The sequence below is a fragment of the Glycomyces luteolus genome (genome assembly GCF_027622875.1).
In the GTDB taxonomy this organism is placed as follows: Bacteria; Actinomycetota; Actinomycetes; order Mycobacteriales; family Micromonosporaceae; genus Glycomyces; species Glycomyces luteolus.
This window is the reverse complement of record NZ_JAPZVP010000013.1, coordinates 137444-161673: the sequence shown is the minus strand read 5'-3', so window position 1 is coordinate 161673 and position 24230 is coordinate 137444. Positions and strand designations below refer to the sequence as shown.

Genomic DNA, 24230 nt, shown 5'->3' with positions numbered 1-24230 from the left:
TGGAGTCCCATGCGCGCCAAAGCAACCCTCGCAGCCGCCGCGCTCGCCCTCGCCCCGCTCGCCGCGTGCACGGGCGGCGGAGCCGAAGCCGGGGCCGACGGCACGTTGACCGTGTTCGCGGCAGCCTCGCTCACCGAGGCGTTCACCGAGATCGGCGAGCGGTTCGAGGCCGAGCACGAGGGCGTGCAGGTCGAGTTCAACTTCGCGGGGTCCTCCGACCTCGCCGCGCAGATCACCGAGGGCGCGCCCGCGGACGTCTTCGCCTCCGCCGATGAGTCCAACATGGACAAGGTGGTCGAGGCCGGGGCGGCCACCGATCCTGACACGTTCGCGCTCAACCGACTCGTCATCGCCGTCCCCGAAGGCAACCCGGACGGCGTCGCCGGGATCGCAGACCTCGCCGGGCTCGACTTCGCCGCCTGCGCCGAGGAGGTCCCGTGCGGGGCCGCCGCGCAGAGCGCGCTCGACGGCACCGGCCTCGCCCCCGTCACCTACGAGGCCGACGTCAAGTCCACCCTCCAGAAACTCACCCTCGGCGAGGTCGATGCCGCCCTCGTCTACCGCACCGACGCCATCGCCGCCGAGGACGAGGTCGACGCCGTCGAGTTCCCCGAATCCGCCGGAGCCGTGAACGCCTACCCGATCGCCGCGCTCGAGGACGCCCCGAACCCGGACCTGGCCGCCGAGTTCGCCGCGTACACGCTCGCCGACGACGCCCAAGCCGTGCTCGAAGCCGCGGGATTCCAGCGCTCATGAGCACGCGGAACGCCATGCCCGCCAAGCGGATCCGCCGACGCCGAGTCCCGGCCGCGCTGCTGGCCCCCGCCCTGATCGGCCTGGCGTTCCTCATCCTGCCGCTCGCAGGACTGCTCGCCCGCGCCCCGTGGACCGAACTGCCCGCGCGACTCGCCGAACCGGAAATGCTTGCGGCACTGCGGCTCTCGCTGTTCACCGCGACCGCCGCCACCGTGCTTTCACTGCTCTTCGGCGTGCCCATCGCGTGGCTGCTCGCCCGCGGTGAGTTCCCCGGCCGAAGCGTGCTGCGCGCCCTGGTGACCGTGCCGCTCGTGCTCCCGCCGGTTGTGGGCGGCGTGGCGCTGCTGCTCGTGTTCGGCCGCAGCGGGATCATCGGGGCATGGCTCTACGAGCGGTTCGACCTCACGATCCCGTTCAGCACCGCGGCGGTCGTGCTGGCGATGACGTTCGTGTCGATGCCGTTCCTGGTCGTGTCGGTCGAGGGCGCGCTGCGCGGGGCCGACATCCGTTTCGAGGAAGCCGCAGCGACGCTCGGGGCGGGCCGCTGGACGGTGTTCACGCGCGTGACGCTGCCGATGGTCGCGCCCGGCGTGCTCGCCGGGGCGGTGCTGTGCTGGGCGCGGGCGCTCGGTGAGTTCGGCGCGACGATCACGTTCGCGGGGAACTTCCCCGGCCGCACGCAGACGATGCCGCTCGCGGTCTACCTTGCGCTGCAATCGGATCCGGAGGCCGCGATCGTGCTCAGCCTGATCCTGCTGGCGGTGTCGGTGATCGTGCTGGCGTCGCTGCGCGAGCGCTGGACGGCGGCCCCGTGAGCGCCGCGACGGAACCCGAGACGAGCGGGTCGGCAGCGGGCTTGGACGCGCACCTGGTCGTGGACCGCGGCGGGTTCCGGCTCGACCTGAGGCTGCACGTCGCACCGGGCGAGACCGTGGCCTTGCTCGGGCCCAATGGTGCGGGAAAGACCACAGCGCTGCGGGCGCTGGCCGGGCTGGAGGCGCTGTCGGGCGGGCATATCGTCCTGGACGGGGAGACTCTGGACCGTCCGGGTTCGCGGGTGCGCCGGATGAGGGCAGCGCGAGGCGAGTCGCAAATCGATGGGCCCCCGAACAATTACCCTGACATAGGGGTACGACAGTCCTCCGCGAGCGGCTTCGAACAAGGCGCTGGCGACCGGCGCGGGTCCCGGTGGGTGCCGCCGGAGGAGCGTCGGATCGGGGTGGTCTTTCAGGACTACCTGCTGTTTCCGCACTTGACCGCGATCGACAACGTGGCGTTCGGGCCGCGGCGGCGCGGGCTCGGCCGGACCGAGGCCCGTGCGCTCGCGGCCGCATGGCTCGACCGGGTCGGCTTGGGGGCGTTCGGAAAGCGCCGCCCCAAGCAGCTCTCCGGCGGCCAGGCCCAGCGCGTGGCCCTCGCCCGGGCGCTCGCCACGGATCCGGCGCTGCTGCTCCTCGACGAGCCCCTCGCGGCCCTCGACGCCCGCACCCGGCTCGACACCCGCGCGGAGCTCCACCGGCACCTGACAGGCCACTCAGGCCCGGCAATCGTGGTCACCCACGACCCGGTGGACGCGCTCATGCTCGCCGACCGGCTCGTCGTTATCGAAGACGGCCGCGCGGTCCAGGAAGGCGACGCCGAGTCGGTCACCGCCCGCCCGCGCACGGACTACATCGCGCGCCTCGTCGGCCTGAACCTTTACCGCGGCAAGGCGGAAGGCCACCAGGTCGTTCTCGACAGCAGTATCCGCGGGGCAACCCCAACGGGTACTGCAACCTACGGCGACGCCTCTGCCAGCGCGACCACGGCCGACGGGTACGAGGAAACCGACGTACCGGAAGGCCCGGTCGTGCTCGTCGCCTCCGATCCGCTCGAAGGCCCCGCGTTCGCCGCGTTCCCGCCGAGCTCGGTGGCGCTCTACCCCGAACGCCCGGACGGCAGTCCGCGAAACACCTGGCAGGCGATGGTTTCGGGCGTCCACCGCCACGGCGACAACCTCCGCGTCCAACTCGACGGCCCGCTCAAGGCCGCCGCCGACGTCACGCCTGCGGCCGCGGCGCAACTCCGCCTCGAACCCGGCCGACGGGTGTGGGCGACGGTGAAGGCCTCCGAGATCCGCGTCTACCCGGCCTGAGCCGACCTGTCCCGCGAGCACTAAGCCCTTGCGCGCCTTCAGCTTGCACGCAAGCCGGGCCGAGGGTGGGCCGTGGGCCACGGCCCCTAGATCGTGAACGCGATCTGCGGCCGACCTGTGCCCGGGTCCACGGTCACCGCCGCATCAACCTCGTAGACTTCCGTGATCAGCTCCGGCGAAAGCACCTCCGCAGGCGGTCCGGCAGCCACGGCGCGACCGTCCTTCAGCACCAGGAGCGCATCGCAGAACATCGCCGCGAGGTTGAGGTCGTGCAGCGCCACCACCGTGGTGACCGGAAGTTCGGTGATGAGCCGCAGCAGGTCGAGCTGGTGCCGGATGTCGAGGTGGTTGGTCGGCTCGTCGAGCAGCAGCTCCCGGGGCCGCTGGGCGAGCGCTCTGGCGATGTGGACACGCTGGCGCTCGCCGCCGGAGAGGCGGTGCCAGGACTCCGTCGCCTTCGCGGTGAGTCCGGTGCGCTCCAACGCTTCCGACACCGCCTCGGCGTCGGCCTGCCGGTCGCCGCCGAACACGCCGCGGTGCGGAATGCGGCCCAGGCAGACGATGTCGCGCACCGTGACATCCACAGTGGTGTCGGCGTGCTGAGTGACGGTGGCGATCGCGCGGGCGGCATCGCGTCGCGGGACCTCGGTCAGCGACCGCTCGTCGAGCATGACGACCCCCGCGGAGGGCCTGGCGACGCCGGAGAGCAGCCGGATGAGGGAGGACTTGCCGGAGCCGTTGGGGCCGAGGAGACCGACCGTGGAGCCGGGGCGCGGGTCGAGCGTGATGCCGTCGACGACGAGGCGGCCGCCCCGGTTCCAGGCGACCTCGCGGGTCTGGAGTGTCACAGGGTCCTCCTGCGGCGGTACATGATCGCGATGAACACGGGCACGCCGACGAGCGCGGTGCTGACGCCGATCGGCAGCGGCGAGGGCGAGAAGGCGATCCGCGAGACCGCGTCGACCCACACCATGAAGATCGCCCCGATGAGCGCGGTGACCGGCACCAGCCGGAGGTGGAGCGGGCCGGCGAGGAACCGGGCGGCGTGCGGGAGGACGAGGCCGACGAACCCGACCGCTCCGGCGACGCTGACCATCGTCGCGGTCAGGAGCGCGGCGGCGGTGATGAGTACGGCGCGTTCGCGTTTGACGTGGACGCCGAGCGAGGCGGCCACGTCGTCGCCGAACGCGAAGGCGTCGAGGACATGCGCGCGTGCGAGGCACAGCAGCGTCCCGGCGAGCGCCGCGATGCCGCACAGGGCGGCGCCGTTCCAGCGGACCCCTTCGAGCGAGCCGAGGAGCCAGAACATGACGCCGCGGGTCGCGTCGGAGTCGGCGAACGCGAAGATCACGAACGAGGTGATGGCCGAGAACAGCTGGGTCACCGCGATGCCGGCGAGGATGAGCTTGTCGTCGCCGCCGCCCGCGAGGCGCGCGATCGCCAGGACCGCGGCGAAGGAGACGAGCGAGCCGATGAACGCACCGCCGGGAATGCCGAGCCCGGCGGCGCCGACGCCCAGGATCGCGACGACGACCGCCCCCGAGGAGGCGCCGGAGGAGATGCCCAGGACGTACGGGTCGGCGAGCGGGTTGCGCAGCAGCGATTGGAGTATCAGGCCGCACAGGCCGAGCCCGGCGCCGCACGCGGCGGCGACGAGGGCGCGCGGCAGGCGGTCCTCCCACACGATCGCCTCTTTCGAGACCCGCACCGGGATGTCGGCGCCGCCGAGGTGGTTGAGGAGGATGTCGCGTACGTTCACCAGCGACACGTCCGCGGGTCCGAGCGTGATGGCCGCGCCGATCGAGACGAGCAGCAGCGCGAGTGCCGCGAGGCCGACCCCGGCGAAGCGCAGCCGCGTCCCGCCCCCGGTCGGCGCGGCCGTCGCCGTTTCGGTCGTCACGCGGCGGCCTGGGCGGGCCGCAGCTCCTCGGCGAGGGCTTCGAGGCCGTCCACCAGCCGGATCGACGGGTTCATCTCGGCGCCGTGCAGCGAGATGAACCGCTCCTCGGCGACCGCGGTGAGGCCCTTGGTGACCGGGTCGGTGGTGAGGAACTCGATCTTCTCGGCGGCCTGGTCCCCGGGCCAGCGCTCGCGGCTGAGGTCGGCCATGACGATGACGTCGGGGTCGCGGTCGACGAAGTCCTCCCAGGTGGTGGCGGGCCAGTCGTCGGCGAGGTCGGCGAACACGTTCTCGGCGCCGACTTCACCCGCGAGCAGGGCGGGCGCGCCGAGGCCGCCGGCGATGTAGGGGGTCTTCAGGTCGGAGAACCAGAACGCGACGGTCAGGCCCGAGGCCTCGATGCCTTCGAGCGCGGCCTGGCGGCGGGCTTCGAGGTCGGCGACGAGGGCTTCGCCGCGGCTGGGGACGTCGAAGATCTGGGCGAGTTCGCGGATCTCCTGGTAGAGCGCGTCGAAGGTGAGGGGCTGGGTGCGGGTGCCGCCGCCGTTGATGCTGACGTCGCCGTCGCAGTCGGTGGGCGAGAGGTAGGACTCGATGCCGGTCTCGGCGAAGCGGTCGCGGTCGGCGACGCCGCCTTGGGCGAAGTGGCGGCCGAAGGAGGCGGTGACGAAGTCGGGGTCGGCGCCGAGGACGACTTCGTAGGTGGGGGCCTCGTCGGCGAGTCTCGTGACCGTGGCGTTGGCGTCGGCGAGGTTCTCGCGGACCGGGTCGGTCCAGGAGGCGGTGCCGACCATGCGGTCTTCGAGGCCGAGGGAGAGGAGGATCTCGGTCGAGCCCTGGTCGAGGGAGACGACGCGCTGCGGGGCGGCGTCGAAGGTGGTCTCCTGGCCGCAGTTGCCGACGGTGAGCGGGTAGCTCGTCGCGCCTTCGCCGGCGGATGCGGTCGTCTCGGGCACGGGTTCGGAGGCGCCGCAGGCGGCGAGGGCCGCGAGCATCAGGGAGGCGGTCGCGACGGCAGTGGTCGCGCGCAGGCCGACATTCATCGTTGCGTTCCTTCTGGGTGCGGTGAATGCGGCCTTTCGAACCGCCTAGCGCGCGATAGCTTAGGTTAGGCTCCACTAACTTGCGAGGAACGTTCGCAGACTTGCGGTTTGCGCCACACCCGGCGGCTGCGGATGCCTGATGGCATCACCGCAGCTCGGACCTCGCTCGCTCACCGCCGCATGGCGCCCGGCGCTCATGCCGAGGCGGCGGCGAGTTCGGGCTCAGGCGCGGGCGCCGGGAGTCCGGCCTCCTCGTCCCGGCCCGCGCGGCGGATCGCCGGGAGGCAGGCGAGCACGATCGCGATCGAGACCAGGCCGACCGCGATAAAGGCGACCTGCACGTCCATCACCGTGGACATCGCCCCGCCGAGCAGGAACCCGATCAGCTGGGCGGCGCTCAGACGGCCGCTGACCGCCGCGTTCGCCCGGCCCCGGAACGCCTCCGGGACCCGGCGGGCCACCGCGATGCCGAGAGCCGCGTTCTCCCCGGCGTTGAAGATCCCGCCGAGCAGGTTGAGCGGCACCATGAGCAGCACCGTGAACAGCGGCACACCCTGCCCGAAGCACACCAGCCCGACCCCGGCCAGGCAGGCCATGACCATCCAGGCGAGCTGCACGTCGCGGTCCAGGCGCCGGATGACGGCGGCCGCGATCCACGCGCCGACGACCATTCCCGCGGTCCAGCACGCCTTGATGAGCCCGTACATGCTCTCGGTCGCGTCGTAGACCTCCCGGATCAGGAACACGCTCAGGACGTTCACCGCGCACAGCGCCCCGATCACCGCGCAGAAGGCCGTGACCACCACCGCGAGGAGCCGGTCGCCGCCCAGTTTCCAAGGGGCGGCGGCCTTCCCACCCGAGACTGCGGCCTCCCGGCGGACCCCGCCGCGGCGGGTGCGGATGTCGCAGCACAGGAGCACTCGCGCCAGCGCGCACGCCGCGGCGAGCATGAGCGCCGCGCCGACGCCGTTCGCGCCGATGAGGAATCCGGCGACGGCGGGCCCTGCGGCGAGGCCGACGAGGCTGCCGGTCTGGACCAGGGCGACCGCGCGGGGCAGATCCTCGTTGCGGACCATTGCCGGGACGAGCGCGCTCACGACCGGTTGCAGGACCGCCGTCCCCGCGGCGTTCACGATGACGAGTCCGTAGAGGCCGTAGAGGTTGCCGGTGAACGCCATGGCGACGATCGCGGCGGTCTGGACGAGGCCGGAGAGGGCCATCAGCGCGCGGCTGTCGAAGCGGTCGGCCATGCGCCCGGTGAGCGGTGCGAGGAGGACCAGGGGCAGGGTCGCGCAGATGATGAGCGCGGCGATGGCGAAGCCGCCGTAGCCCTCGGACTGGAGTTGGAGGGTGAGGGCGAAGTCGGCCGTGAACATGGCGGTTCCGGCGAGGAACGCGCAGAGCGCGGCGGTCTGGACGTCGGACCATCGGGTCCCGTCGAGGAAGGATGTGAAAGACATGCTTCGAAATTACTCTTTCACATCGAGATGCGAAAGAGGTTTTTCAGAAATTTCGAAGTTTTTCTTTCAGAACTTCGGACGGCCCGATCCGCAAGCCGCCCAGGCGGTTCCAGGAAGACTCAGATCCTCGGGAAGAACCGGAACAGGACGTTGAAGACCACCGTGCCGTCCTCGGGATCCGGGCCCTGGTCCGCCCGCTTCCGGGTGCGTTCCGCGTACTCCTGCTCCAGCTCCTGGTAGCGGCGGCTGAACTCCGCCGCCTCCTCCACGGTGAGCCGCAGGTGCGCCTGCTGCGTCAGCGACGCGTCCCGCAGCGCGGGGTCCACGTCGAACCGCTGGTCGAGCCAACGCAGGAAGTTGCGGTCGTGCTGCTCGACGAACACCGCGCCCATGGTGCGCTCGATGACCTTGTCGCTCTCCGACGCGTCGTCCTCGGCCCTGATCGAGAAGCTCTGGATCTTCATGCGCCACAGGCGCTCCCGCGCGTCGCCCCGGCTCGGGGCCTCTTCGATGAACCCGGCTTTCGCGAGGGTCCGCAGGTGGTAGCTCATCGCGCTCGGCGTCATGCCCGCGACCTCGGCGATCTCGGTCGCCGTGGCCCCTTCGAAGCCCGCGACCCGCTGCCCGGCGAGGAAGTCGAAGACGGCCATGCGGGCGGGGTGCGCGAGCGCCTTCATCCGCTCGGGGTCGGTGATCTTCTCGTGCTCCTTGCCCGTGAACCGCGACGGGGTCGGCGGCTCGGGCGGTGCCGGCGGGGTCGGCACGGCGGGCCCCGAGAGGGCCGCGTCGGGACCCGAAGCAGGTGTTTCAGACATGGGTCAAGCTAACCACGGCCCGGCGCGGGCCGCGGCGACGACCGCTCGGAACTAGCCGCTGGAGGTGGCCGCGGCGTTGGCGCCGTCGCGGTTGGCGACCGCCCGGCGTGTCGCCGTGCCGACCCAGTGGGCCTCCGCGAACGCCTTGATCTCCTTGCGGGACGGCCGGGTCTGGCGGTCGGGGAAGAGCGACTTCTCGAGTCGGACGGCGGCGACGAGCGACAGGAGCGCCTGCGTGCGCTCGTCGAAGGCGCGGCCGTTCCGGGCGGCGGAGGCGAGGCGGGTGCGGGCGTCGGCCGTCGCGTTTCGATCGCTCGACCGGTATCGGTTGACGGTGAAGATCCGCAGCGACTTCGTGCGTTCGTGGCGCAGTGCGCCGGAGGCGACGAGGCCGTCGCGCACGGTCGGCAAGAGGCCCTTCGCGGTCCGCTCGACCACCGCATGGGGCGAACGCGGCTTGTCCGCGGCGATCGCGGCGAGGCGGGCGTCGAGGACGGGATCGCCCGTGGAGGTCGGGTCGAGGACGCGGACCTTCTTGCCGTCCAGGCCGATGCGCCCGGCGAGCGCGAGCTCGTAGAGCACCGCGCCGCCGAGGCCCAAGTCGAGGTACGTGCTGGCGCGGCCGTTCGCGCTTTCGTACGAGAGCAGCGCCAGCTCTTCGCGCAGTGTGGACATGCCTTCAGCGTAGGCGGGTCCCGCTCGCGGCGCGGGTCACGCGTTCCCGGTGCCGCGCAGGCTGTCGAGCCAGGCCGCGGCGTCGGAGAAGGCGGCGTCGCTCAGCCCCTGCGGGGGCTGGACGGGCCGGTCGGCGTTGTCGCGCGGGTAAGAGCCGAGGTAGCGGACGTCGGCGCAGATGCGGCGCAGACCCATGAGCGCTTCGCCCATGCGGGCGTCGGCGAGGTGCCCGGTGCAGTCGAGGAAGAACGCGTACCGGCCCAGCGCCTCGCCGGTCGGGCGCGACTCGATCCGGGTGAGGTTGATGCCCCGGATCGCCAGTTCGGTGAGCACGTTGAGCAGCGCGCCGACCTGGTCGTGCTCGATGTAGACGACGAGGGAGGTGATGTCGTTCCCGGTCGGCTCGGGCGGCGCGGCGGGGCGCACGACGTGCACGAACCGGGTCACGGCGCTGGGGTTGTCACCGATGTTGAAGGCCTGCACTGGAAGTCCGACCGCTTCGGCGGTGAACGGGGCGCAGACGGCCGCGTCGAACTCGCCGTCGGCGACCCGCTGGGCGGCCTGGGCGGTCGAGAGCGCCTGGTGGACCACGGCGTTCGGCAGCTCCCGGCGCAGGTAGCCGCGGGTCTGGGCGAGGGCGTGCGGGTGGGAGGCGACGGTGGCGATCGCGTCGGGAGCCTTGTGTGAGGCGAGCACCATGGTGACCGGGAGGACGATCTCTCCGGCGATGACGAGCGGGTCGCCGCCGACGAGCTCGTCCACCGTGACGGTGACCGTGCCCTCCTGGGAGTTCTCGATCGGCACGAAGCCCGCGTCGACCTCGCCGCGGCGCACGGCGTCGAGGACCTCGGGGATCGAGGACATCGGTGTGGCGGTGGCGGTCTTGGCGGCGGGCAGCCGGCGCAGGGCGGCCTCGGTGAAGGTCCCGCGCGGTCCCAGATAGGCGAACTCCATGGGCCAACGCTAGCAAGAGCGGCCCGGCAGGGCCCGCGAGCAGCGCTTCCGTCCTGGCGCCGTTCGATACGGATGAGACGGCGGTCTCATAGGCGACCCGCCGTGGACGGACTCCGCTCTGTCCCGTATGCTTGTCGAGCCCAAGCGGAATTCCGCGGTGGTAAGCCCAGAGAAATCGGAATGCGACTCTCGCAGTCGTGTGCCAGGATCACTGAGCGCCCCCATCGTCTAGGGGCCTAGGACGCCGCCCTTTCAAGGCGGTAACACGGGTTCGAATCCCGTTGGGGGTACAGCCCAGACGCGGCGCCGGTCACACGGCGGGCGGCTGGTATAAATAAAGAGGTCTTACGGCCTTGTAGGACACGCAAGTGTTCGACCAAGGTCCCGTAGAGCAGCTAGGAGTGCTCGCCACCCTGTCAAGGTGGAGGTCGCGGGTTCAAATCCCGTCGGGACCGCATAGAGAAAAGCCCGCCGATTCGTCGGCGGGCTTTTTCGTCGCCTCACTGAGGCCGCCTCGGTCACGGCCGAGGCGGGGCGGGTTCGTCGGGAGGCGGCTCCTCGCCGTCGGGGCCCTCGGGTACGGCCGGTTCGTCCGAGATCGGATCGCCCGGGCCCGGACCGTCGCCCTCGGCGGCCCAGACTTCCGCCTCTTCGGCCGACAGCTCCAAGCCCAGCGGCGTGCCGCGGCCCTCCTCCTGAGGCGTCATGCCGAACCGGTCCGCCTCCGCGTAGTCGTCGGCGTCGAGGATGTCCTCTTCCACTTCCTCACCCTCCTCCTCATCGTCGTCGATGAAGCCGAACGGCTCGTCCTCGCCCTGCGTGTACGCCGCGTTCTCGTCGGACATCGCGACCTCCTCTCCGGCCATGATCGCGGTTTACCCCGCCCCGGCGCCGGGTAATCGGCGGTACCGCGGGCCGCGGCGCCCCGAGCGCGCAACCTGGAGGACACTTTCGGCCTCCGGCTGGCGGGGCTGCCGCGAAGCGCCCCGCCGCGTCCGATTCACGCCTGGTCAAGACCGGCCAGGGGCTGGCGGAAGGGTCCCGGCACGTACCGGATCCACTTTGGTCACGTACGGTGATTCGATGATCGCGAGTGAATTTCAAAGCGCGTTCACCGTGGGTTCACTTTCTTCGTTAACCTTGTGATGTATGACGAATAGTGACCCTGTTCCCCTCGTTGACACCGGTTTGCCGCCCGACCGGTTCCTCGACCGCGAGGAGAGCTGGCTGCGGTTCAACGGCCGGGTGCTGCGCCTGGCCCAGTCCCCCGAGCTGCCCCTCCTCGAACGGGTCAGGTTCCTCTCGATCTTCTCCAACAACCTCGACGAGTTCTTCATGGTCCGCGTCGCCGGGCTCATCCGCCGCCTCGCCACCGGCCTGCCGGTGCGCACCTCCTCGGGCCGCTCGCCCCACGCCGTCCTCACCCGCATCGCCGGCCTCGCTCACCAGCTGAGCATCGAGCACGCCGAGTACTTCCGCGACGAGATCGCCCCGCTCCTCGCCAAGGAGGACATCGCGATCGTCCGCTGGGCCGACCTCGAGGACGCCGAGCAGGCCCGCATGCACGAGCTGTTCCGCACCCGCATCTACCCCGTGCTCACCCCGCTCGTCGTCGACCCCGCCCACCCCTTCCCCTACATCTCCGGCAAGTCCCTCAACCTCGCCGTCCAGGTCCACGACCCCCGCAACGGCACCACCCGCTTCGCCCGCGTCAAGGTCCCGCCGCTGCTCTCGCGCTTCATGGCCGTCGCGCCCGGCCGGTTCACGCCGCTCGAGGACGTCATCGCCGCCCACCTCGCGCAGCTGTTCCCCGGCATGGACGTCCTCGGGCACCACACCTTCCGCGTCACCCGCAACCAGGACCTCGAGATCGACGAGGACATCACCGAGAACCTCCTCCAGACCCTCGAGCGCGAACTGCTGCGCCGCCGCTTCGGACCCGTCGTGCGCCTCGAGGTCGAGGACACGATCGACCCCAAGGTCCTCGACCGGCTCATCGCCGAGCTCGGCGTCGACGAGCAGGTCGTCTACAAGCTGCCCGGCCCGCTCGACCTCGCCGGGCTCGACGCCATCGCCGACCTCGACCGCACCGAGATGAAGTACCCGCGGTTCCGTCCCTCGGAGAAGGTGCTGCCGCCCGACGCCGACCTGTTCGCAGTCATGCGCGACCGCGACGTCCTCGTGCACCACCCCTACGACTCGTTCACCGCCTCGGTCGAGCGGCTCATCGAGGAGGCCGCCGCGGACCCGAAGGTCCTCGCCATCAAGCAGACCCTGTACCGCACCAGCGGCAAGTCCCCCATCGTCGACGCGCTCATCAGCGCCGCCGACGCCGGCAAGCAGGTCGTCGTCGTCGTCGAGATCAAGGCCCGCTTCGACGAACAGGCCAACATCGACTGGGCGCAGAAGCTCGAGCAGGCCGGCTGCCACGTCATGTACGGCATCGTGGGCCTCAAGACCCACTGCAAGCTCGCGCTGGTCGTGCGCCAGGAGACCGACGGGACGCTGCTGCGCTACAGCCATGTCGGCACCGGCAACTACCACCCGACCACCGCGCGGCTGTACGAGGACGTCGGGCTCCTCACCACCGACCCCGAGGTCGGCGAGGACGTCAACGCCATCTTCAACCACCTCACCGGCTTCTCCCGCGACGAGGACTTCCACCGGCTGCTCGTCGCCCCGCACACCCTGCGGCCCGGCCTCATCGAGCGGATCGAGCGCGAGATCGAGAACCACCGCAAGGGCCTGCCCGCGCGGATCCGGTTCAAGTGCAACTCGCTCACCGACGAGGGCATCATCGACGCCCTGTACCGGGCCTCCCGGGCCGGTGTGCCCATCGACCTGTTCCTCCGCGGCATCTGCGCCCTGCGCCCCGGCGTGCCCGGCTTGTCGGAGACCATCCGGGTCAGGAGCGTCCTCGGGCGCTTCCTGGAACACTCTCGGGTGTACGTGTTCGAGAACGGCGGCGACCCGGAAGTATGGTTGGGCAGCGCGGACCTCATGCACCGCAATCTCGACCGCCGGGTCGAGGTGCTCGTGCGAGTCGAGGGTGACGCCCACCGCGCGCAGCTGACCTCGCTGCTCGACCGCGGTATGGACGACGACATCCGGACCTGGAGGCTCGGCCCGCTGGGACTGTGGACCCGGCAGCGGAGCGGGGGCGACCTCCAGGAACAACTCATGCAGGAGCACCGTTGACGCAACCCGAGATCTTCGCCGCCGGCGCCGTCCTGTGGCGCGAAGGCGAGGACGGCCCCGAACTCGCCCTCATCCACCGGCCCAAGTACGGCGACTGGACCTTCCCGAAGGGCAAGCTGAAGCGCGGCGAGCACCTGCTCGCGGCCGCGCAGCGGGAGGTCTTCGAGGAGACCGGCATCCGCCCGGTGCTCGGCCGCCCGCTCGCGCCCTCCTTCTACGACAAGGAGGGCAAGCTCAAGCGGGTCGACTACTGGTGCGCCACACCGGCATCGGACGACACCGTCGACGAGGCGGTGGACCCGCGCGAGGTCGACGACCTCGAATGGGTGCCGCTCGCCGACGTCGCCGACCGGCTCACCTACGAACGCGACCAACCGGTGCTGGCGGACTTCTCCCGCGCCCTGGCACGCGAGACCGTGCCGCTGATCTTCGTCCGGCACGCCGTCGCCATGTCCAAAGCGGACTGGTTCGACCAGGACGAGCTGCGGCCCTTGAACCAGCGCGGCCGTGAACGCGCCCAGCAGCTCGAGGTCCTGCTCGCCGCCTACCCGCCGGGCGCGGCCTACAGCGCTTCGAGCGCGCGCTGCATGGAGACGCTGCTGCCGTACTGCGCCGCCGAGGGCGTCCCGGTCCACGGCCTGCCCGAGTTCACCCTGGGCACCAGCAAGCCCGCCGAGGCCAGCGCGCGCCTCGACGAGATCCTGGAGGCCGGCGAACCGGCCGTGATCTGCGGCCACGGCGAGCACATCGACGAGATGATCGCCTACGCCAGCGGCCGCCTCGGCACCACGATCCCCGTGGGCGCCTTGGACAAAGGCTCCTTCGTCGTCTTCCACGCCGCCAACGGCGAAGTAGTGGCGACCGAACACCACGACTGACCGCCGCGCGAGCCCACGATGCAGGGGTGGGGCCAGGCCGTGCCTTTTTCTCCTGTCGGCGGGCTTCAGTCGCGGTTCGAGCGATCCGCGACGAGAGGGTGGGACCGGGGCGTGCCTTGATCCCGCCCGCTGGCTTCAGCCGCGGTTCGAGCGATCGGCGACGGCGCGGCGAAGGCTGAACTCCCGGTGCGATGCCGTCCCCGAGGTGGCAGCCGGGGCCTGGTCCCTCCTCGTTGGCGAGCCCGGGCAGATGTGGCCTGGCAGCGCGATCAACGGTCGAAGGGTGCTCACTCGTCGGAGGGCGATCGGCGGCCGGTGGGTCATTGCCGCTGGGCGGGTAGGGGGAACTGTCGCGGTCGGCGCGCAGTCGCGCACGCTCTTGCACGGTCGCCGCACGGGCATGATGGGGGCCGTCATGGTCCTTTCACCTCCTTTCCCTCTCACTGGAGTCCATCCTCGGGGCACGGCCACGCCGGGCGTGATCGTGCGGCTCGCCTGCCGGGCGCGAGGCACCGTTCCCTGGCGGGCTTATGCGTCTTGCGAACCGGCCCGCCGATGCGGCCGATCGCCTGTCGCGCTTCTCCGTTCCTTCTCTTCCGGGGTGTCGTCCTGGAGCGAACCCGCCCCGTCGACCGCATTGCAGCGCCCGGGTGTGATGATGGTTCCCTTGCACGCCAACATGATGGGTGCGAGGATGTTGCGTTGCCCGGCATGGTGGGTGATGGGTAGCCCGGGTCCTTCAATCGCCCGGCCGTCATCACCGCTCATGCTGGCGGTCTTACTGATGTGCCTCGTTCCGGACACTGCCGCGGCCGAGGTGATCCCGACCAACGATCTCCCACCCAGCACGCCCCCAAAGGGCCGTGGTCCGCTGTGGAACCCGATAGCACGAAGAGACTGAGCTGACGAGGCTCGGAAAATCATCCGGTTTGGGTTTCGGCCAGAGGCTTGGCGTAGTCTGCTTGCACCTACTTGCCACCTGTACGTTTTCCGTATCCCTGTGCGTACATCAATCATCCCTCACGCAGCATCGGGTTGTCATCACCCACAAGACGAGAAGACCTTCATGTTCCGCCCCAACCCACCTGCGCCCCAATGCAAAAAACAACTTCCGGACCCCGCGGTCGGGTGTGTCGCCCACCCCCATCACACCCGCCGCCCAGCACTCGAGCCCGCCCCTCCACCCGCCTCTTCGTCGCTGATTGCTTGAACCTCAACCCGATCGAGGCGGCAAGTCGGTCGACTTGTGCCGACCTGAACGCGTTCACCCGTCGGCACCTGCCTTCGTCTCGGCGGTCAGCGATTGCAGGCTCTGGTGCGGTCCTTCCAGATTCGGGTCGCGTGCGCGGTGAGTGCGAGTTCGTTGGCGAGGGCCCATTCGGTGTGGAGGGGCTCGGAGATGACGAGTCGCGGCCTCGGTGCCTCGAGGTTGATGACGTGGCCGATCAGGGCCGGGTGGGTGTCGGTGAAGGTCAGACGGAAGCGCGTCTGGCCGACGACGAGTGAGTACTGCACGAGGCGTTCACCGATGGCTTCGGTGGCGAGGATCGGGAGTCCGGAGAGGTCGATCGGCAGGATTGCATCCGGAGGGTCGGTGCGGCGGACCGGGAGCGGGATCGCTTGCAGCGCTTGGATGTAGCGGGCGCGAATGCGGCGGGTGGTGTATCGGTCGGGGATCATGCGGTCGCCCCCAACCCGGGGCCGGTGCCGAGGATGAACGTCTGGCCGGAGTCGAAGGCGTGTTCCCATACGGTCATGTAGGCGCCGGGGTTCGGGCGGGGGACGGGGCGGGGCCGATTCTGCTGGGGCGCGGTCCGCCAGTGGACTGCGTTCGCGCGGCTGGCGCTGTCCCGAACGGCCGCAGCAAGATCGACACTGGAACGCGTCTCCCGTTCAGCGATGACCCTGCGTGCGATGCGAGCACCGGCGACGGCAGCGGCGAGCGCCGCCCCAGGCCAGGGTCCGTGCGCTGGGCTGCTGTCCGTTGACTCGTCTTCCCTGAGACGGGTCACGGGGCCGGGTTGAGTCGGGATCGGCTGCCGCGCAACCGGTTCAGCCTCACACTGGCGGATGACCAGTGGTGCGGGCATGGGAACCAGGCCGAGGGCGAGGACCCATGTCAGCCAGCGCAGGACCCACACCGCGCGCTCGCGCAAGTAGGGCTCTTGCGGGGCGAAGTGCGCGGCCCGCAGTTGGGCGGAGTTGGCGATGAAGCGGTCGAAGGCGTCTTCACGAAGCTTGGAGAACTGGTACTCGCCGGTATCCGCGCTGCCTTGGCCGTCACTTCGCTCGGGATCATGGCGGTCGTTTCGGGTGCCGCCGTGGCCGCTGATCCAACCCGCATCCCCCGGGCCGGAGTCGTGCCCAGCGTGGTTCCAGAACTGCCGCGCAGTACGCGGCGGCGCATCTGGGCCCGGGTCCGGGCGGCCGGTCCGGACACCCCAAGGCCGCGGCGCCCCTTCGGGCTCCTCCTCGGGTTCGGACGGGACCGGACGTCCGCGCCGGCCCCACGGCGGCTGCCGATCCGAACCGCCCCGCTGATCGGTGTCACGCGGCGGCTCGTCGCCTTGGTCGCCCTCGGACCGTTCGACCGGCCGTGCCGACTCCGCTTGCGGCGCTTCGGGCTCAGGCCATTCCGGGGTGCCGGGGAACCACGCGCCCCGGGGTGGCGTCCAGCCTTCGGCGGGGAGCGGGTCCGGAGTTTCGTCCCTGCGGTGGCGGCCGGTCCGCTCGTCCTTGTACCACCCCCGGGAGCCGTACGGGCCCGGGTCGAACGGGTCGTAGGGCCGGTTCGCATCGATGATCCACGTGTCGCCTGGCTTGTGGCGCAGGTGCATCGGCTCATAGCGCGGGCTGCGCGGGTCGGAGTCGGGTGCTTCGAGGTCGCAGCACGCCGGGTTGTGCTGGTACCGGTACGCGCCAGGGCACATCGGGTCCGGCTCGCCGTCCGCGAGGAAGAGCCGTCGACCGGCCCAGTCGTAGTACCCGGCCTGGTCACTCAGACCAGTGATCTCGCGCAGCGGCGCACCGGGGCCGAGGGAGTCGTGCCGGTAGAACGGGTCCTGGACCAGGACCATCGCCCGCGCCTGGTTCCGGTGTGCCGTGAGTTGATGAGTTGCGCCACGCCTGTTTTCGCGTAGGGTGGACTCTGCCATCGGAGGGCTTCCTTCCGTTGGATGAAAGGTGGGCCGCCGATCTGTTTAGCGACTGGAAGGGCGGCCCACCGGCCATATTCAGTTGGTTGTTCGACGCGCGATTCGCACGTGAGTTCAGGCTGGCACAGGATTTTCGCAAAGTGCAAGCGCGACACGCCGTCACATACGAAAGCGTCTAGAAGTCTTCGAACAACCACGCCTATTCGAACGGCATACTGTCGGTTTTCCGACACCTGCACGTCTCCGGTTTTCACCCACTCGTTTCACAGGAGAACCACGAAACGAAGGGACTCCCCCCGATGCCAGGAGATGCGCACGAACTCATCGTGCAGGTCCTACAAGACGAGCCGCTGACGGCGGCTTGGCTGATGGACCTCGCTGACAACGACAGCCGGTTCACCGTCTGCATAGGTGCCGAAACCCAGAACAAATGGAAGGTCGAGAAGCACTTCCGGTTGCCGGGCTATATGACCCGGGCTTTCGAGGACCGCCGGCTGCCAACCGAGCTGGTGCTCGTCTGCCCCGACGACCTGGAAGACGAGCCCGCCCGAATGCTGGAGGAACTCATGCGCACGCAAGCCCGCCCGTACCACTCCGAATACGGCGACAGCGGGCGCAGGGGCAGTTGGACTTCACCCGCGCATTTGCTCTGATGGCGTATGAGGGCTTCCTAGATGCATCGGAAGATGAAATCGAGCTCTGCAACGACCCGCATCAGCTCAGCCTCTGGGTCCATCAGGGGTTGCAGAGATTCTTTGCGCAAGGTCGCAGCGACAGCGACGCGACTGTGTCGCTCGAGGAGTAACCGAAAAAGCTGAAGGAGGTGCCGGGCCTGTCGGCCCCGGCACCTCCTTTTCTGTCGCCTAGCGGGCCAGGCGGATGGTGTCGATGTAGATGCCTCCGGTGCGGAAGACCAGGTAGAGGTCTTGCGTGCCGGTCGCGCCGTCGAGCGGGGCGGTGACGTTGGTGAAGGACTGGAAGCCGGCGGTCTTGGGGACCTCGACTTCGGCGAGGAGACGGCCGTCGGCCGAGCCGGCGCGGACCTCGATGACGGGGTCGGCGAGGTCGGTCCAGTCCGCGGTAGTGGTGGCGGTGCGCAGTTCGATGGCCTTGGCGCCGTCGAGGATCGCGTTGGTGAAGCCCACGTGGCTCCCGGCCCGGCGTGAGCCGGTGGAGTGGTAGCCGCCCTCGCGCTTGAGGGTGTGGAGCTTCGAGACCTCCCAGTAGGTGAGGCCCTCGGCGATGGTGGCCTTCTCCCAGACGTTGGCGGTCTGGGAGAGGTCGAGCGGGGCGATGGTCTCGCCCTGGATGCGCACCTGGGCCTCGGGGCCCTCGCTGTCGGTGCCGACGCCGAAGAGGTAGTCGCCGGTCTCGACGATCCGCTTGCCGCTCACCACGTCCCAGACGAAGAGGTGCTGCGGGTCGACCTCGATCTCGACGCGGCGGGTCTCGCCGGGCGCGATGTCCTTGGCGCGGACGAAGCCCGCGAGGCGGGTCCCGGCGATCCGGTCGCCGTAGGCCGATTCAGCGATCCTCGCGAAGAGGAGCACGACATCGTCGGAGGTCCGCTCGCCCTTGTTGGTGACGTCGACGGCGGCGGTGAACGGCGCGTCGGCGTCCACCGCGGCGGGCACTTCGAGGGCGCCGTATTCGAACTCGGTGTAGCTCAGGCCGTGTCCGAAGCCGAAGACCGGCTCGGCCTTCGAGTACTGGTAGGTGAGGCCGGCGCTGATGACGTCGTATTCGAGCATGTCGACGTCGCTGACCCGGAACGCCTCGGACCTGGGGCCCGCCTTCGGGAGCGAGGACGTGTCCGCGAGCCAGGTCGAGGTGAGCCGCCCGGCCGGCGAGAAGTCGCCCGCCAGGGCCTCGGCGAGCGCGGCGCCGACGGCCTGCCCGGCGTGGGAGGTGTAGAGGATCGCGGCGACGTTGGGGTCGGCGGCAAGGTCGCCGATGGCCAAGGGGTAGGCGGAGACCACGACGACGACGGTGCGGCCGGGCTTGGCGGCGGCGACTTCGCGGACGAGGTCGGCCTGGCGCGGGGCGAGGTCGAGTCCGGGGCGGTCGAAGCATTCGCGGGCGTTGACCATCGGGTGGTTGCCGACCAGGACGACGGCCCAGTCCGCTTCGGCCGCGACCGCTGCGGCGGCTTCGGGGCCGTTCTCCCAGAGCGTTTCGGTGAGGATCGGGTCGGCGTCGCCCTTGGTGAGCGGCAGCGTGCCGTCGGCGGCAAGGCGCACGTGGTACGGGCCGTCCGCTTCGGCGGGAACGTGGTTGACGCCGAACAGCTCGACGTCGCCGTCGGCGGCGTCTCCCGCGGCGGGGCGGTAGTGGAGGTTCTGGTGGGTGAACCAGGCGTCGCCGTCCTCCATCTCGGTCTCGACGGCGACGAGGAGCGGTCCGCCGCCGCCGGTGGCGCCGGCCTGGTTCTCGAACGTGGCCGGGCCGTCGTTCTGCTGCAACAGGTTCGCCTGCACGAACCTGCCGGTGGCGGTGTGGCGGAACATGTGCTGCTCGTGCGCCCAGTCCCAGGCCTCGAACGTCTCGGTCGCGCCGATGCCCTCGGCGCGGGCGACGAGCGACCCGTCGTCGGCGACAGTGACGTAGCGTCCGTCGGCGCGCCAGGCGAGGGTGTCGTTGCCGCTGTGGTGGGTGACGTTCGCGAAGCGCTCGCGCAGGGCCTGGAGCGGGCTGGGGCGGCGATCGGCGGGGACGGTGGGGCTGTAGAAGTCGCGGAGGTTGAGGTCGGCGAGCGGGCCGACGACGGCGATGCTCGCGGTCTCCGGGATCGGCAGGGCAGCCTGGTCGTTCTTGAGCAGCACGAGCTGTTCGCGGGCGGCGCGGTGGGCGAGGGCGATGTGCTCGGGCCGGTCCTGCGGGTGCGGGTCGGCCGGGATCAGGTTGTACTCGCAGGCGTCGCCGTCGAGTTTGCCGGTGCGGACGAGGAAGTGCAGCCAGTCGCGCACCGATCGGTCCACATGGGACATATTGACGCCGAGGAGTCCGCGGCGCACGGCTTCGCCGGCGTTCGGGACGAACGGCAGCTCGGAGCCGTCGTGGAAGTGGCTGACGCCGGCGAGGAGCATCAGCGCCGAGGCGTAGACGCCGTTCTCGTCGGCGTCGATCGCGCGGCCCTCCTCCGCGGCGAGGGCGGTCGGGTAGGGCACGTCGCCGCGCGGGTCGACCTCCCAGGTGTCCCACGGCTCGCCCTTGGTGGTGTGCAGGTTGACGCCGTCCCAGCCGTCGGGCAGGAAGAAGAACACGCCGTCCTCGGCCCATTCGGAGCGCAGGGTCTCCATGATCGGCGAGATGATCGAGGGCACGCCGTTGACGAGGTTGTAGGCGGTCATCGCGCCCAGCACCGCGCCCGCTTCGACCGGCATCCGGTAGGGCACGACCTGGTACTCGTGGTAGGCGCGCACGCTCATGGACGCGGAGCTCTGCGAGCGGTGCCACTCGTGGTTGTACCCGAGGAAGTGCTTCTTCTGCGTGAAGGTCTTGACGTACTCGGGGTGGCGCCCGCGCAGGCCCCAGGCGTACGCGGTGGTCATGGCGCCGACGTGGAGGGGGTCCTCGCCGAAGCCCTCCTCGAAGCGCCCGGCGAGCGGGTTGGAGCGGATGTCGGCGACCGGGCCGAACGAGGCGTACACGTCGGTGTCGCGGGCGCGCACCTCGTGGGCGACCGCGGCGCCGATGGCCTCCATGAGCTCGGTGTCCCAGGTCGCGCCGAGGCCGATGGCCTGCGGGAAGAACGTGGCGTCGGGCTTCTTGCCGGAGCTGTGCAGGACCTCGTTGAACTCGTTGGTGAGCCCGGGGAGGGTGTTGCCGTCGGCGAGGACGGTCTCGGGCACGCCGTTGAGGCACGCGAGCTTCTGCTCGTCCGTCATGAGTGCGAGGATCGCCTCCACGCGTTCGGCGACTGGCCTGGTCGGGTCGAGGTACACGGGAGCGGTCATGCTCGTCCTATCGGTCGGAGTCTGTACCCAAGACATTACGACGGACGACCAGACAAATTCAAGTCGGTATCCCGGATCGCCCGCGTCCGCGCTGGGCGACCGCTCCCCCGCCCGTTCGTTACGATTCCTCTCATGAGCCCCGGCCCCCAAGGAACTTCACTCGGCGTCGATTTCGGCACCTCGCACACCATCGCGGTCGTCCGCCGCGCTGACGGGAGCCTGCGTCCCCTGCTGTTCGACGGGGCGCCGCTGATGCCCTCGGCGGTATGCGCCGACGCCGACGGCGGGCTCCTCGTGGGCCGCGACGCCGTCCACGCGGGCCGCCGCCACCCCGAGCGCTTCGAACCGAACCCCAAGCGCCTCATCGACCGGCCCTCGACCCTGCTGGGCGCGCGCGAATACGCGATCCCCGACCTCATCGCGGCGGTCCTGGACGCCGTCGCCGCGGAATGCCGCCGCGTCGTCGGCCAGCCCTCCCAGGTCACGCTGACCGTGCCCGCCGAATGGGGGCCCGCCCGCCGCCAGGTGATCGAGGACGCCGCCGCTCGCTCCGGCCTCGGCCAGGTGCGGCTCGTGCCCGAACCGGTCGCCGCCGCCACGTACTACGCGGAGGCGCTCAAGCACCGGATGGCCGTCGGCGCCTCCATCGTGGTCTACGACCTCGGCGCGGGCACGTTCGACGCGAGCGTCGTGCGCCGCACCGAGCACGGGTTCACCACGGTCGCTCTCGACGGCCGGAACGACTTGGGCGGCTTGGACATCGACGCCGCCCTCATCGAGCACCTCGGCACGACCTACGGCGACCGCGAGGGCTGGAAGCGCCTCGTCAACCCCACCACGGTGGAGGAACGGCGGTACTTCCGCGAGTTCCAGGAGGAGGTGCGCGGCGCCAAGGAGCGCCTCTCGCGCCACCAGCAGTCGGACATCTCGATCCCGCTCCTCGATGTCGAAGCCCACCTGACGCGCACCGAACTCGAGCAGATCGCCTACCCGCACCTCGAGCAGACCATCCGCGTCACCCAGGCCGTCATCCGCGCCGCGGGGCTCGACGTGGCCGCCAGCGCGGGCGTGTTCCTCGTGGGCGGCGCGAGCCGGATGCCGCTGGTGGGCACCATGCTCCACCGCTCGCTCGGCTTGGCGCCCACCGTGCTCGACCAGCCCGAGGTGGTCGTCGCCGAGGGCAGCGTCCTGTGGACGCAGGCCGGGCAGCACACCACCACGTTCCCGATCCACCGGACGCCGCAGCAGGGCTACAGCCCGGCCGCGCCGCTCACCCCTGCGATCGCGAACCTCGCGCCGCCCTCGCCGCAGACCGCGCCCGCGATGCAGGCCCCGCCGCAGACCGCGCCGACCTACCAGCCCGTGTCGCCGTACACACCGTCCCCTCAGGAGGACTGGACCACACCCGCCGCGCCGCAGCCGGAACCGAGCCCGACCCAGCACGACCTGCCGCCGCAGACGCGCGCCGCGCAGTACACGCCGCCGCACTCGGTCGAAGCCGACGACGCCGACGCCGAACCGCCGCGCACCGAGGAGGAGCGCCAGCGCGCCAAGAAGATCGGCCGCCGCGGGATCATCGCGTTCGTCCTCGTCGACATCCTCATCATCGCGGGCCTGGTCTGGTACTTCAATCCGAACCGCGGCGAGGACGAGGACTCGTTCTACGACAGCGGCGGCGACCAGATGCCCGCGGTCAGTGCCTTCGAACCGAACTGGTCCGAGGCCGACGCGGGCACGCTGCTCGCCAGCATCGAGGGCACGCACGACGGCACGGTCGAATCGCTGGCGTTCCTCGACAACGGCGGCCAGCCGCTGCTGTTCTCGAACGGCGCGGACGGCTCCATCGAGCTGTGGGACCTGTCATCGGGCGAGCTGCAGGAGGAGTACTGGCTCGAATCGAACGTCAGGGAGCTGTGGGCGGCCAGGAACTCGTCCGGCGAGCCGATCATGGTCGCCATCGGCGCCGACTTCGAGCCTTACGTGTGGAGCCCTTCGAGCATGGTCTTCGACCCCGCGGGCGTCCCCGAGATGGTCGACGAGGGCATGGAGGTCGCCTACTTCCGCACCGGCACCGACGGCGGCACGCCCGTGCTGACCCTGGTGAGCGATACGGAGTTCGAGGTCTACGACCTCGAGGACCAGAGCACGATCGCCCGTTACCCGGTCCCCGACGGCTACGCCTATATGCGGTTCTTCACCTCGGTCACCTGGGACTACACGGCCCTGGTCGCCTTCGACTCGGAGCGGCACCTGGATTCGATCGACATGTACAGCGGCGCCGCCGACGGCATGGCTGTCAGCTCCGATGACTGGGAGGGGAACTCCGTCGAGGGGTTCGGCGTCGTCTACTACTCGGGCACGCCGCACGCGATGGCGTACGGCGGCGACGGGATGCTGCACTTCTGGGACCTCGACGACTGGGTGCCCTCGTTCGCTCCCATCGCCTACAGCGACCCCAACGACGAGTACCACTTCGAGGTCGTGGACACCGCCTCCGGGGCGTCGCTGCTCCTGATCGACTCGGAGGGCTCCGCCCAGGCGCAGAGCCTCGAAGGATCGGATACCGTTTACTTCGAAGCCGAGGACGAGCTGCCCACCGAATTGGTGCAGGTCACGGTCGAGGACCGCCAGTTCGCGGTGACCGGCGACGACCGAGGCAACATCCGATTCTGGAGTCTGGGGAATTGATCTTCTTCGTCATCGCGGCCGCGATCATCGCCGCCGCCACCGCGTACGGCCTGTGGGCGATCGGCCAGGAGCAGCGGATCGAGACCGCGGTGCACCTCGACGCGCGCGCCAACCGGGTGTGGGCGGTCCTCACCGACTTCCCGGCCTACGGCGAGTGGAACCCGTTCATCACCGAGATCTCCGGGCTCCTCGCCGAGGACGAACGACTCGAAGCGGCCATCCTGCAGCCGAACGGCAAGACCAACCGGTTCAGGCCGCGTGTGCTGCGCGTCTCCCCGGCCCGGCAGATCCGCTGGCTCGGGAGGCTCGGCCCGGGCGGACTCCTCGACGGCGAGCACTACCTCGTGCTCGAACCGCAGGCCGACGGCACCACGGTCCTCACCCACGGCGAGCGGTTCACCGGCGTCCTGGTGCCGCTCATGAAGTCGCTCCTGGCCGACACCGAGCAGGGCTTCAACTCGATGAACTCGGCGCTCGAAGCGCGCCTCAAGACCCTCGACGACTGAGACGGGGGGGCGGGGGGCGGGGGGCCCCCCGCGCGGGTGCCGGGTGGGTGGTGTAGAGGGCCCCCCCGCGCCGCCCCCGCCCCCCCCCCCCCCCCCCCCCCCCGCCCCGGCC

19 protein-coding genes and 2 tRNA genes are annotated in these 24230 nt (G+C 70.4%); 10 read left to right on the top strand and 11 right to left on the bottom strand.

Annotation, left to right across the window (positions count from 1 at the left end):
- Positions 1 to 9: 9 nt before the first annotated feature.
- The 3 genes from modA to O1R50_RS17045 are packed head-to-tail and all read left to right on the top strand — an operon-like array spanning position 10 to position 2890.
- Complete coding sequence (modA, locus tag O1R50_RS17055) at positions 10 to 756, top strand: molybdate ABC transporter substrate-binding protein (protein ID WP_270111330.1); 747 nt, start codon at positions 10 to 12, stop codon at positions 754 to 756.
- Complete coding sequence (locus O1R50_RS17050; protein WP_270111329.1) at positions 753 to 1571, top strand: ABC transporter permease; 819 nt, start codon at positions 753 to 755, stop codon at positions 1569 to 1571. The genes modA and O1R50_RS17050 overlap by 4 nt, the downstream gene beginning before the upstream one ends.
- Positions 1553 to 2890, top strand: a complete 1338-nt coding sequence (locus O1R50_RS17045; RefSeq protein ID WP_408612731.1) for an ABC transporter ATP-binding protein — start codon at positions 1553 to 1555, stop codon at positions 2888 to 2890. The genes O1R50_RS17050 and O1R50_RS17045 overlap by 19 nt, the downstream gene beginning before the upstream one ends.
- Positions 2891 to 2976: 86 nt before the next feature.
- Here the strand turns inward: O1R50_RS17045 and O1R50_RS17040 are convergent, their stop codons facing one another.
- The 7 genes from O1R50_RS17040 to pheA form a co-directional block, all read right to left on the bottom strand.
- Positions 2977 to 3738, bottom strand: coding sequence for an ABC transporter ATP-binding protein (locus tag O1R50_RS17040; protein WP_270111328.1), 762 nt, complete (start codon positions 3736 to 3738; stop codon positions 2977 to 2979).
- On the bottom strand, positions 3735 to 4790 hold the full coding sequence (locus tag O1R50_RS17035) for a FecCD family ABC transporter permease (RefSeq protein ID WP_270111326.1): 1056 nt from the start codon (positions 4788 to 4790) through the stop codon (positions 3735 to 3737). Before O1R50_RS17035 ends, O1R50_RS17040 begins: the two co-directional genes overlap by 4 nt.
- The gene (locus O1R50_RS17030) at positions 4787 to 5833 is read right to left on the bottom strand and encodes an ABC transporter substrate-binding protein (protein ID WP_270111325.1); all 1047 of its coding nucleotides are present in this window, start codon (positions 5831 to 5833) and stop codon (positions 4787 to 4789) included. Before O1R50_RS17030 ends, O1R50_RS17035 begins: the two co-directional genes overlap by 4 nt.
- A 194-nt stretch (positions 5834 to 6027) precedes the next feature.
- Positions 6028 to 7293 carry an MFS transporter gene (locus tag O1R50_RS17025; RefSeq protein WP_270111324.1) on the bottom strand — a complete coding sequence of 422 codons (1266 nt, stop codon included), beginning with the start codon at positions 7291 to 7293 and terminating at the stop codon, positions 6028 to 6030.
- Positions 7294 to 7412: 119 nt separating this feature from the next.
- Positions 7413 to 8108 carry an ArsR/SmtB family transcription factor gene (locus O1R50_RS17020; protein WP_270111323.1) on the bottom strand — a complete coding sequence of 232 codons (696 nt, stop codon included), beginning with the start codon at positions 8106 to 8108 and terminating at the stop codon, positions 7413 to 7415.
- Between the two features lie 51 nt (positions 8109 to 8159).
- Positions 8160 to 8783: a GOLPH3/VPS74 family protein gene (locus O1R50_RS17015; protein ID WP_270111322.1), complete on the bottom strand. Its 624-nt coding sequence runs from the start codon at positions 8781 to 8783 to the stop codon at positions 8160 to 8162.
- Positions 8784 to 8819: 36 nt separating this feature from the next.
- Positions 8820 to 9737 (bottom strand): prephenate dehydratase, encoded by a 918-nt coding sequence (gene pheA, locus O1R50_RS17010; protein WP_270111321.1) that lies wholly within the window; start codon positions 9735 to 9737, stop codon positions 8820 to 8822.
- A gap of 217 nt (positions 9738 to 9954) precedes the next feature.
- On the opposite strand from pheA, the gene O1R50_RS17005 reads away from it, so the two are divergent.
- Both O1R50_RS17005 and O1R50_RS17000 read left to right on the top strand, forming a co-directional pair.
- Positions 9955 to 10027, top strand: a tRNA-Glu gene (locus O1R50_RS17005).
- A gap of 90 nt (positions 10028 to 10117) precedes the next feature.
- A tRNA-Asp gene (locus O1R50_RS17000) sits at positions 10118 to 10192 on the top strand.
- Positions 10193 to 10255: 63 nt separating this feature from the next.
- Here O1R50_RS17000 and O1R50_RS16995 read toward each other — a convergent pair.
- Positions 10256 to 10582 carry a hypothetical protein gene (locus O1R50_RS16995; protein ID WP_270111320.1) on the bottom strand — a complete coding sequence of 109 codons (327 nt, stop codon included), beginning with the start codon at positions 10580 to 10582 and terminating at the stop codon, positions 10256 to 10258.
- 304 nt (positions 10583 to 10886) lie between these two features.
- Here O1R50_RS16995 and O1R50_RS16990 point away from each other — a divergent pair, with 304 nt between their 5' ends.
- Both O1R50_RS16990 and O1R50_RS16985 read left to right on the top strand, forming a co-directional pair.
- On the top strand, positions 10887 to 12935 hold the full coding sequence (locus tag O1R50_RS16990; RefSeq protein WP_270111318.1) for an RNA degradosome polyphosphate kinase: 2049 nt from the start codon (positions 10887 to 10889) through the stop codon (positions 12933 to 12935).
- Positions 12932 to 13813 (top strand): NUDIX hydrolase, encoded by an 882-nt coding sequence (locus O1R50_RS16985; protein ID WP_270111317.1) that lies wholly within the window; start codon positions 12932 to 12934, stop codon positions 13811 to 13813. The genes O1R50_RS16990 and O1R50_RS16985 overlap by 4 nt, the downstream gene beginning before the upstream one ends.
- A 1296-nt stretch (positions 13814 to 15109) precedes the next feature.
- Here the strand turns inward: O1R50_RS16985 and O1R50_RS16980 are convergent.
- Positions 15110 to 15493: a hypothetical protein gene (locus O1R50_RS16980; protein ID WP_270111316.1), complete on the bottom strand. Its 384-nt coding sequence runs from the start codon at positions 15491 to 15493 to the stop codon at positions 15110 to 15112.
- Positions 15490 to 16890: a hypothetical protein gene (locus tag O1R50_RS16975; RefSeq protein ID WP_270111315.1), complete on the bottom strand. Its 1401-nt coding sequence runs from the start codon at positions 16888 to 16890 to the stop codon at positions 15490 to 15492. The genes O1R50_RS16980 and O1R50_RS16975 overlap by 4 nt, the downstream gene beginning before the upstream one ends.
- A gap of 377 nt (positions 16891 to 17267) precedes the next feature.
- Between O1R50_RS16975 and O1R50_RS16970 the strand changes: the two genes are divergently transcribed.
- The gene (locus tag O1R50_RS16970) at positions 17268 to 17621 is read left to right on the top strand and encodes a hypothetical protein (protein WP_270111314.1); all 354 of its coding nucleotides are present in this window, start codon (positions 17268 to 17270) and stop codon (positions 17619 to 17621) included.
- 210 nt (positions 17622 to 17831) lie between these two features.
- Here O1R50_RS16970 and O1R50_RS16965 read toward each other — a convergent pair whose 3' ends face one another.
- Positions 17832 to 20924: a glycoside hydrolase family 3 C-terminal domain-containing protein gene (locus O1R50_RS16965; RefSeq protein WP_270111313.1), complete on the bottom strand. Its 3093-nt coding sequence runs from the start codon at positions 20922 to 20924 to the stop codon at positions 17832 to 17834.
- A gap of 132 nt (positions 20925 to 21056) precedes the next feature.
- Here O1R50_RS16965 and O1R50_RS16960 point away from each other — a divergent pair, with 132 nt between their 5' ends.
- Positions 21057 to 23612 (top strand): Hsp70 family protein, encoded by a 2556-nt coding sequence (locus O1R50_RS16960; RefSeq protein ID WP_270111311.1) that lies wholly within the window; start codon positions 21057 to 21059, stop codon positions 23610 to 23612.
- Entirely contained in the window at positions 23609 to 24118 is a 510-nt protein-coding gene (locus O1R50_RS16955; protein ID WP_270111309.1) for an SRPBCC domain-containing protein, read from the top strand. Before O1R50_RS16960 ends, O1R50_RS16955 begins: the two co-directional genes overlap by 4 nt.
- The last annotated feature ends 112 nt before the right edge of the window (positions 24119 to 24230 follow it).

What these genes read in the sequence shown, in the direction of transcription:
- modA (WP_270111330.1), top strand. Translation starts at nt 10, where the DNA reads ATGCGCGCCAAAGCAACCCTCGCAGCCGCCGCGCTCGCCCTCGCCCCG.
- O1R50_RS17050 (WP_270111329.1), top strand. Translation starts at nt 753, where the DNA reads ATGAGCACGCGGAACGCCATGCCCGCCAAGCGGATCCGCCGACGCCGA.
- O1R50_RS17030 (WP_270111325.1), bottom strand. Translation starts at nt 5,833, where the DNA reads ATGAATGTCGGCCTGCGCGCGACCACTGCCGTCGCGACCGCCTCCCTG.
- O1R50_RS17025 (WP_270111324.1), bottom strand. Translation starts at nt 7,293, where the DNA reads ATGTCTTTCACATCCTTCCTCGACGGGACCCGATGGTCCGACGTCCAG.
- O1R50_RS17020 (WP_270111323.1), bottom strand. Translation starts at nt 8,108, where the DNA reads ATGTCTGAAACACCTGCTTCGGGTCCCGACGCGGCCCTCTCGGGGCCC.
- O1R50_RS17015 (WP_270111322.1), bottom strand. Translation starts at nt 8,783, where the DNA reads ATGTCCACACTGCGCGAAGAGCTGGCGCTGCTCTCGTACGAAAGCGCG.
- pheA (WP_270111321.1), bottom strand. Translation starts at nt 9,737, where the DNA reads ATGGAGTTCGCCTATCTGGGACCGCGCGGGACCTTCACCGAGGCCGCC.
- O1R50_RS16995 (WP_270111320.1), bottom strand. Translation starts at nt 10,582, where the DNA reads ATGTCCGACGAGAACGCGGCGTACACGCAGGGCGAGGACGAGCCGTTC.
- O1R50_RS16990 (WP_270111318.1), top strand. Translation starts at nt 10,887, where the DNA reads ATGACGAATAGTGACCCTGTTCCCCTCGTTGACACCGGTTTGCCGCCC.
- O1R50_RS16980 (WP_270111316.1), bottom strand. Translation starts at nt 15,493, where the DNA reads ATGATCCCCGACCGATACACCACCCGCCGCATTCGCGCCCGCTACATC.
- O1R50_RS16975 (WP_270111315.1), bottom strand. Translation starts at nt 16,890, where the DNA reads ATGGTCCTGGTCCAGGACCCGTTCTACCGGCACGACTCCCTCGGCCCC.
- O1R50_RS16970 (WP_270111314.1), top strand. Translation starts at nt 17,268, where the DNA reads ATGCCAGGAGATGCGCACGAACTCATCGTGCAGGTCCTACAAGACGAG.
- O1R50_RS16965 (WP_270111313.1), bottom strand. Translation starts at nt 20,924, where the DNA reads ATGACCGCTCCCGTGTACCTCGACCCGACCAGGCCAGTCGCCGAACGC.
- O1R50_RS16960 (WP_270111311.1), top strand. Translation starts at nt 21,057, where the DNA reads ATGAGCCCCGGCCCCCAAGGAACTTCACTCGGCGTCGATTTCGGCACC.